We start from the raw sequence: 6,861 nt of genomic DNA, 5'->3' as shown, positions 1-6,861 counted from the left end.
GCTGAAAAAAAGCACCGGAACCGGCGCTTTTGTTTTTTAGAAACTGCGCGCTGCTTCAAGCTTTCATACGCTTTGCATCCAGTTTTTTCAGCGCCTCCGACACGGCAATCATGGCGAAGCTGGACGTCACCACCACCGCAGAGCCGTAGCCGCCGCAGCGCAGGCCGGCGCTGGCGCAAACCTCCGCGCTGGAAAAAGGATTATCCGTTGAATACACGCAGGTAATGCCGAATTTTTCTTTGGGCTTTTTGCAGATGCCCTTGCTGCGCAGCTGCGCGCGCAGTTTCGCCAGCATCGGGTCCTGTTCAGTTCTGGACAGATCCGCCACGCGGATTTTCAGCGGATCAAGCTTGCCGCCTGCCCCGCCGGACACAATCAGCGGAATTTTGTTAAAGCGGCAATGCAGCATCAGCGCCAGCTTGGCTTTGACGTCATCAATGCAGTCTAAAATCAGGTCGGGCGCGCCGGCCAGCAGTTCATTCACATTTTCCGGCGTTAAATAATCATCAATCAGATTGATTTTAATTCTCGGGTTGATCTCGCGGCAGCGTTCCGCCATGACCTCAATTTTTTCCCGGCCCAGCGTTGCCGTCATGGCCGGCAGCTGGCGGTTAATGTTGGAGGCCGCCACCACATCCATGTCAATCAGGGTCAATTCGCCAATGCCGGTGCGGGCCAAGGCCTCCGCCGCCCAGGAGCCGACGCCGCCGATGCCGATCACCATGACATGGCTTTGCTCATAATGCTGAAAGCTGCCCTCGCCGTAAATTTTGGCTGCGCCGGCAAAACGGCGTTCATATTCATCATCTTGGAGCAGTTCAGTCATTCTTCAGCTTAATCTTCGGCAGGGAGAGCGCGCTATTTTAGCAAATTCGGCGCTGAAATGGATGCCCTGCCCGCTAAAGCATAGGCGATAAAAAAGAGGCTTTGCGCCTCTTTCCTATGCTGCTGAAAATCAGTCTTTATTCATGATAAAGAAATACTGGCGGTAATATTTCAGCTCCGCGATTGAATCGCGGATGTCATCCATAGCCAGATGCGAGGCATTTTTCTTCAGCCCGCTCATGATTTCCGGGCGCCAGCGCTTCGCCAGCTCTTTCACCGAAGACACATCCAGATTGCGGTAATGGAAATACTGCTCCATTTCCGGCATTAAGCGGTGCAGGAAGCGCCGGTCTTGGCAGATCGAATTGCCGCACATTGGCGAAGATTTCGGGTTGACCCATTTTTTCAGGAAGTCCAGCGTCTGCTGCTCGGCGTCCTGCGCGGTCAGCTTGCTGCGGCGCACGCGCTCAATCAGGCCAGACTGGCCGTGCTGCCGGGTGTTCCATTCGTCCATGGCGTTCAGTACGCGGTCTGATTGATGCACAGCCAAAACAGGGCCTTCCGCCAGAATATTCAAGTTGTCATCGGTCACAATGGTGGCAACTTCAATAATCTGATCGTTATCGGTATCCAGACCTGTCATTTCAAGGTCAATCCAAATCAGGCGGGTATCCGGCGTGCTGCTCATAAATGTGCAATCTTAATTAGGCTGTAAAGCGGCAATAGTAGCAAATTTATTGGCCGCGCGCTGTAAATAGCCCCTGCTTCATGCTATTTTTGCCTTCTCCTTTTCATGGTTTTTTAGGATATGAATGGCTCTAATCCGTAAGCGCCGCCTGACCGAACAGCAGCAGCGCCGCATTCAGCAACAGCACAAATCCCGTCAGGAAGAAGTTGATACCTCCAATGATCTTGAAGGGCTGGTCGTGCAGCATTACGGCCGCCAGCTGGAAGTTCAGGCCTTGTCTGTTCCGAATCCCCATCCTGAAAAGCCTGAGGTTGGCGCAGGCGAACCTGAGCCGTTCTGGAAGCCGGTTGAGCTGGGCAGCGTCTGGCGCTGCCATACCCGCACCAATCTGGAAGCCTTAGTGACCGGCGACCGGGTCAAATGGCAGGCCGACCCGAATACCGGACTGGGCATTATTACCGCCATCCATCCGCGCCAGTCCTTGCTGACCCGCCCTGACCGCTACCACAAAGTCAAGCCGGTGGCAGCCAATGTCAGCCTGATTGTGATTGTCTTCGCCTCCTTTCCTGAAGTTGCGCCCAGCCTGATTGACCGCTATCTGGTGGCCTGCGCCAATGCCGATATTCCCGCCTTGCTGGTGCTGAACAAAATGGACTTGGTTCAGGAAAATGATCCGATTTTGGGCATTTTTCAGGAATATAAAGACCTTGGCTATGAAGTCATGCAGACCCAGTCCAGCGGCGATGTTTCCGCGCTGGCAGCGCGCCTGGAAGGCGAAACTGTGGCCTTTGTCGGCCAGTCCGGCGTGGGCAAAAGCTCGCTGATCAATACCATCGTTCCTGAAGCCGCGCAGAAAACCAATGTGATTTCTGAAAACTCGGCATTGGGCCAGCACACCACCACATCAACCCGCCTCATTGCCTTTGGCGGCAATGCCGCCCTGATTGATTCGCCGGGCATCCGCGAATTTGGCCTGTGGCATTTGAATGCTGACAGCGTGCAGCACGGCTTTCCGGAAATTTTCAATCTGCTCGGCTGCTGCCAGTTCAGGAACTGCACGCATAAGCATGAAAAGCAGTGCGCCTTGCGTGAAGCAGCCGCTAAAGGGGAAATTTTGCCCCGGCGCCTGGAAAGCTATTTGCGCCTGATTGATGAAATTGCCGAGGCGCAGCAAAAAAATTAGTTTTTATTCAGGCGCTGCCCTTGAAGCAGTGATTTTGATCACCATATTTATCAGCTATACTCTTGGCAGTTTTTGAATTGTGATTAGGTGACTTGTGGAACGTTGGTTCGGATTTATGGGGAATCACCCCTTTTTATTTGGCACACTTGCTGTATTAGTGGTGCTGTTCTTCCTGCTAGAAGGCCAGCGCAATGGCCGCAAAATTTCACCGCAGTCTCTGGGGATTCTGGTTAAAGCGAAAAATGCCATGCTGATTGACCTGCGCGATGCAAAAGATTTCCGCGAAGGCCACATCAGCGGCAGCCGCAATATTCCGTATAGCCAAATCACCAAGCATGTTGAAGAGTTGAAAACGTCTGACCGCCCGCTGGTCTTCATCTGCAACTTAGGCCAAGTGGCCGGTTCAGCGCTGCAGCAGGTCGGCCATGCCGATGCCTACCGCCTGGACGGCGGCATCAGCAACTGGAAAGCGCAAGGCTTGCCATTGGTCAAAAGCAAATAATACGCTAAAGGAGAAAAAACATGGCTGAAGTTACAATTTATTCAACCACTGTATGCCCATACTGTGTCCGCGCAAAACAGCTCCTTGAGCGCAAAGGCGTCGCCTATAAAGAAATCAACTTATCCAACGAAGCGCCTGAAGCGCGCGCTGAATTGATGCAGCGCACCAATCACCGCACCGTGCCGCAAATCTTTATCGGCGAGCAGTTTATTGGCGGCTTTGATCAGCTTTACGCCTTAGAGCGTGAAGGCAAGCTCGATGAATTACTGGCTTAACCGCCGCAATAACATTACATCTTCATAATTAAGGATTAAAGAATGAGTGAAGAACAACAAGCTCAACCGCAATTGGCATTAGAGCGCATTTATACTAAAGATATTTCTTTTGAAGTGCCTGGGGCGCAAGTATTTACCAAAGAATGGCAGCCTGAGCTGAACATCAATCTTTCATCTTCGGCTGAAAAAATTGATCCAACCCACTTTGAAGTGTCTTTGAAAGTTGTGGTGCAGGCCAACAACGCCGGCGATACGGCTTTTATTGTTGATGTCACGCAGTCCGGCATTTTCCTGATTGACGCTGTTGAGGAAGAGCGCCTGCCGTACATCCTTGGCGCATACTGCCCGAACATTCTGTTCCCGTTCCTGCGCGAAGCGGTGAATGACATGGTGACTAAAGGCAGCTTCCCGCAGCTGCTGCTCACGCCAATCAATTTTGATGCTGAATTTGAAGCGAACCTAGAGCGCGCTCAAACTGCAGCTGTTGAAGGTCAAGCTTAAACGCTGCGCTTTCAAGCCATAAAAAAGACCGCAACTGCGGTCTTTTTTATTTTAAGCCCCTCTTTGCAAAAGAGGAGCTGGGGAGATTCTTAAAGTGAATCAATCAACCTGCAGATATGAATCACCCAATGAATCCCTCCCTTGCGAAACAATGTTTCTCACCCTTTAAAAAGGGAGGAGGACATTATTCCTCATCCAGCATCAGGTCTGCGCTCATGCCGACGGTGTTGAAGCCTGCATCCACATACATGATTTCACCGGTAATGCCGTTGGCCCAAGGCGAGCAAAGGAATAAAGCCGCGTTGCCGACATCTTCAATGGTGACGTTGCGTTTCAATGGCGCAACTTTTTCATTCAGGTCAAGCATCTTGCGGAACGATTTAATGCCTGAAGCAGCCAATGTGCGGATTGGGCCGGCAGAGATTGCATTGACGCGGATGCCTTCGGCGCCCAGGCTGGAGGCTAAATAGCGCACGCCGGCTTCCAAAGAGGCTTTCGCCATGCCCATCACGTTGTAGTTCGGCATAACGCGCTCAGAGCCTTGATAAGTCAGGGTCAGCAGGCAGCCTTGGCGCACAGCCAGCAGCGGCTTGGCTGCGCGGGCCATGGCGATAAAGCTGTAGGCGCTGATGTCATGCGCAACTTTAAAGCCTTCGCGGTCGGTAATTTCGGTGAAGTCGCCGTCTAAAGTGTGCGCCGGCGCAAAGCCGATGGAATGCACCACGCCGTCCAAGCCGTCCCAGTGCTTTGCCAGTTCGGCAAATGCCGTGTCAATTTCCGCATCTACAGCGACGTCGCATGGAAAAACCAGCGTTGAGCCGAACTGCGCAGCAAAATCATCGACACGTTTTTTTAATTTTTCATTTGGATAAGTAAATGCCAGCTCAGCGCCTTCGCGGTGCAATGCCTGAGCAATACCGAATGCAATGGATAATTTACTTGCAATGCCCGCAATTAAAAAGCGCTTACCTGCCAATAGTCCTTGTGCCATGAGAATCTCGCTCGATAAAATTTAACAGCATAATGCCAAGTCTGAAGCATTTTAGAAATTGCATAATGCGCCTTTTTTAGGGCAAATCAAAAATGCGGAATTTAAGCTGTCAAATGCAGCGCATCCAGCGAATTCCGCCACAGCTGATGCGCCAGCTGAACTTCATCCATTTGCAGGCTTTGCGCCAGGCCCTGCAGCACATAGGGCAAATTTGCCGGCGTATTGCGCGTACGCTCAGCGCCATGCTGGCAGCATAAGGGCGCCATGTCCGGACAGTCAGTTTCCAGCACCAGATGCGCCGCGCCCAGCGCCTGCACCGCCGCATGCAGCTTTTTGGCGTTGGGATTGGTGATTTGCCCGGTCACGCCAATTTTAAAGCCCAGTTTGACAAAAGCCTTGGCCTCTTCCACCCCGCCGCTGAAGGCATGCGCAATCCCGCCCTGCGCAAAGCGCTGCGCTTTCAGCATCTGCAGCGCCTCAGCGTGCGCCTTGCGGATATGCAGCAGCGCCGGCTTCTGATGCTGTCTGGCCAGCTCCAGCTGGGCTGCGAAAAACCGCCGCTGCCTGGCAAATGTTTCCGGCTGCTTATGCTCTTTTAAAAAGGTGTCCAGGCCAATTTCGCCAATGGCCGCGCACGGTTCAGACTGCAGGAGCTGTTCCAAATCCTGCAGATGGCTGTCCTGATGCTGTTCAATATAAAATGGATGCAGGCCGGGCGCCAGATAGCTCTTCGGCGCATTGTCCAGGCCATTTAAAAAATGATGGGTTCTGATTAAATCCGCAAAACGCTCCTGCACAAAGCCGATCAGCACCAGCCCCTCGACCCCGGCTTGCCGGGCGGCATGCGCCAGCGCTTCGCGGTCCGGATCAAAATCCGGCACGTCAAAATGCGTATGAGTGTCCAGCAAGGCAGGCGCTTTAAGCATCAGGATGCCGCTTTGGCTTCAGACGCTGGCGCTTCGGCGCCGGCGGGGAAATACTGCGGCTTTAATATGCCCTGCAGCTGATCATACGCAATGGTTAAGCGCGGCAGCCCCACCACATAAGGCCCAATGTCATATTCAGCATACTGCAGGATCAGGCCATCCTTGCCCAGATAATAGTTGCCGGTCAGCTTGAATTTCCACACCTGTTCATATTCCTCTACGCTGTCCGCCAGTTTGGCATCCATCACCCAGACCTTGAAAGCCTCATGCGCTTTTTTCTCCAGCGCAGCTTTCTGCTGCGGCGCAATAATATCACCCAGCTGCATCAGCTTTTTCTGCTGCAGGTCAAAATTGAAATACTGCTGCGCGGAAGAACCATGCGCGCCGCCCAAATACGTGCTGCTGTTCAAAACCACAGTTGCCAGCGGCTGGCCGGCATTCAGTATTTTCGGCTTGATCATCAGGCTGATCCGCTGCGCCGAGCTGAGGGCTTTCAGCTCTTTATCCAGCTTGATGAACGCCTGCATATACGGCTCGGCCTGCTTTTCCAGCTTCAGCTTGGGCGTTTCCACCGCAGCCAGTTTGGATTTGGCTTCAGAAGCGGCAGCGGCTTCGCTGGCCGCAGTTTGCGCCTGTTCCTGTTCCGGCGCGGCGGATAAAATCAGGCTCAGCTGCTTTAAAATTTCCTGATCAATATAGCCGTCAATAAAGCTTTGATTGCTGCTGAGGCGCTCAATGGAAATTTCCGGGCAGCTGTTGCCGTCGCAGTCCGGCATATTCAGGCTGAGCTTTTCCGTATCGCCCGTCAGCTTCATGCGCTGATCCGGCGCCTCAGTTTTCGCCGGCTTAGCTTCGGGCTGCGGTTCAGCCTGCTGCGGCTGGCAGGCGCTCAATGCGATGGCCGCAGCCAGCGTACTCATTATCCAAATATTTTTATGCTTTAACATTAATTTACCTGTCTCTCAGATCG

General features: G+C 52.9%; 9 protein-coding genes. 4 read left to right on the top strand and 5 right to left on the bottom strand.

The window, feature by feature from the left end; translation table 11 throughout:
- Nucleotides 1–55: 55 nt before the first annotated feature.
- Together RSA72_RS03155 and orn are read right to left on the bottom strand one after the other, a co-directional pair.
- Nucleotides 56–826, bottom strand: coding sequence for a tRNA threonylcarbamoyladenosine dehydratase (locus tag RSA72_RS03155; RefSeq protein WP_332621493.1), 771 nt, complete (start codon nucleotides 824–826; stop codon nucleotides 56–58).
- A 129-nt stretch (nucleotides 827–955) separates the two neighbouring features.
- Entirely contained in the window at nucleotides 956–1,513 is a 558-nt protein-coding gene (orn, locus tag RSA72_RS03150; RefSeq protein WP_068907836.1) for an oligoribonuclease, read from the bottom strand.
- Between the two features lie 124 nt (nucleotides 1,514–1,637).
- On the opposite strand from orn, the gene rsgA reads away from it, so the two are divergent.
- From rsgA to secB, 4 genes are all read left to right on the top strand, one after another.
- Nucleotides 1,638–2,696: a ribosome small subunit-dependent GTPase A gene (gene rsgA, locus RSA72_RS03145; protein ID WP_332621491.1), complete on the top strand. Its 1,059-nt coding sequence runs from the start codon at nucleotides 1,638–1,640 to the stop codon at nucleotides 2,694–2,696.
- A gap of 94 nt (nucleotides 2,697–2,790) precedes the next feature.
- Nucleotides 2,791–3,198: a rhodanese-like domain-containing protein gene (locus RSA72_RS03140; protein WP_332632745.1), complete on the top strand. Its 408-nt coding sequence runs from the start codon at nucleotides 2,791–2,793 to the stop codon at nucleotides 3,196–3,198.
- A 20-nt stretch (nucleotides 3,199–3,218) separates the two neighbouring features.
- Nucleotides 3,219–3,473 carry a glutaredoxin 3 gene (gene grxC / locus RSA72_RS03135; protein WP_332621489.1) on the top strand — a complete coding sequence of 85 codons (255 nt, stop codon included), beginning with the start codon at nucleotides 3,219–3,221 and terminating at the stop codon, nucleotides 3,471–3,473.
- A 42-nt stretch (nucleotides 3,474–3,515) separates the two neighbouring features.
- Nucleotides 3,516–3,974 (top strand): protein-export chaperone SecB, encoded by a 459-nt coding sequence (gene secB, locus RSA72_RS03130; protein WP_332621488.1) that lies wholly within the window; start codon nucleotides 3,516–3,518, stop codon nucleotides 3,972–3,974.
- A gap of 184 nt (nucleotides 3,975–4,158) precedes the next feature.
- On the opposite strand, the gene RSA72_RS03125 is transcribed toward secB, so the two are convergent.
- From RSA72_RS03125 to RSA72_RS03115, 3 genes are all read right to left on the bottom strand, one after another.
- Complete coding sequence (locus RSA72_RS03125) at nucleotides 4,159–4,965, bottom strand: enoyl-ACP reductase FabI (protein WP_332621487.1); 807 nt, start codon at nucleotides 4,963–4,965, stop codon at nucleotides 4,159–4,161.
- Between the two features lie 101 nt (nucleotides 4,966–5,066).
- Nucleotides 5,067–5,891, bottom strand: a complete 825-nt coding sequence (locus tag RSA72_RS03120) for a TatD family hydrolase (protein WP_332621485.1) — start codon at nucleotides 5,889–5,891, stop codon at nucleotides 5,067–5,069.
- On the bottom strand, nucleotides 5,891–6,838 hold the full coding sequence (locus RSA72_RS03115) for an RsiV family protein (RefSeq protein ID WP_332621483.1): 948 nt from the start codon (nucleotides 6,836–6,838) through the stop codon (nucleotides 5,891–5,893). Before RSA72_RS03115 ends, RSA72_RS03120 begins: the two co-directional genes overlap by 1 nt.
- Between the last annotated feature and the right edge of the window lie 23 nt (nucleotides 6,839–6,861).

The sequence above is a fragment of the Acinetobacter sp. genome, from assembly GCF_036659555.1.
Classification (GTDB): domain Bacteria; phylum Pseudomonadota; class Gammaproteobacteria; order Pseudomonadales; family Moraxellaceae; genus Acinetobacter.
Note: the sequence above shows the minus strand (reverse complement) of the source record. Positions and strands in the feature narration are given on the sequence as shown.

What these genes read in the sequence shown, in the direction of transcription:
- RSA72_RS03155 (WP_332621493.1), bottom strand. Translation starts at nt 826, where the DNA reads ATGACTGAACTGCTCCAAGATGATGAATATGAACGCCGTTTTGCCGGC.
- rsgA (WP_332621491.1), top strand. Translation starts at nt 1,638, where the DNA reads ATGGCTCTAATCCGTAAGCGCCGCCTGACCGAACAGCAGCAGCGCCGC.
- orn (WP_068907836.1), bottom strand. Translation starts at nt 1,513, where the DNA reads ATGAGCAGCACGCCGGATACCCGCCTGATTTGGATTGACCTTGAAATG.
- RSA72_RS03125 (WP_332621487.1), bottom strand. Translation starts at nt 4,965, where the DNA reads ATGGCACAAGGACTATTGGCAGGTAAGCGCTTTTTAATTGCGGGCATT.
- grxC (WP_332621489.1), top strand. Translation starts at nt 3,219, where the DNA reads ATGGCTGAAGTTACAATTTATTCAACCACTGTATGCCCATACTGTGTC.
- RSA72_RS03120 (WP_332621485.1), bottom strand. Translation starts at nt 5,891, where the DNA reads ATGCTTAAAGCGCCTGCCTTGCTGGACACTCATACGCATTTTGACGTG.
- RSA72_RS03115 (WP_332621483.1), bottom strand. Translation starts at nt 6,838, where the DNA reads ATGTTAAAGCATAAAAATATTTGGATAATGAGTACGCTGGCTGCGGCC.
- secB (WP_332621488.1), top strand. Translation starts at nt 3,516, where the DNA reads ATGAGTGAAGAACAACAAGCTCAACCGCAATTGGCATTAGAGCGCATT.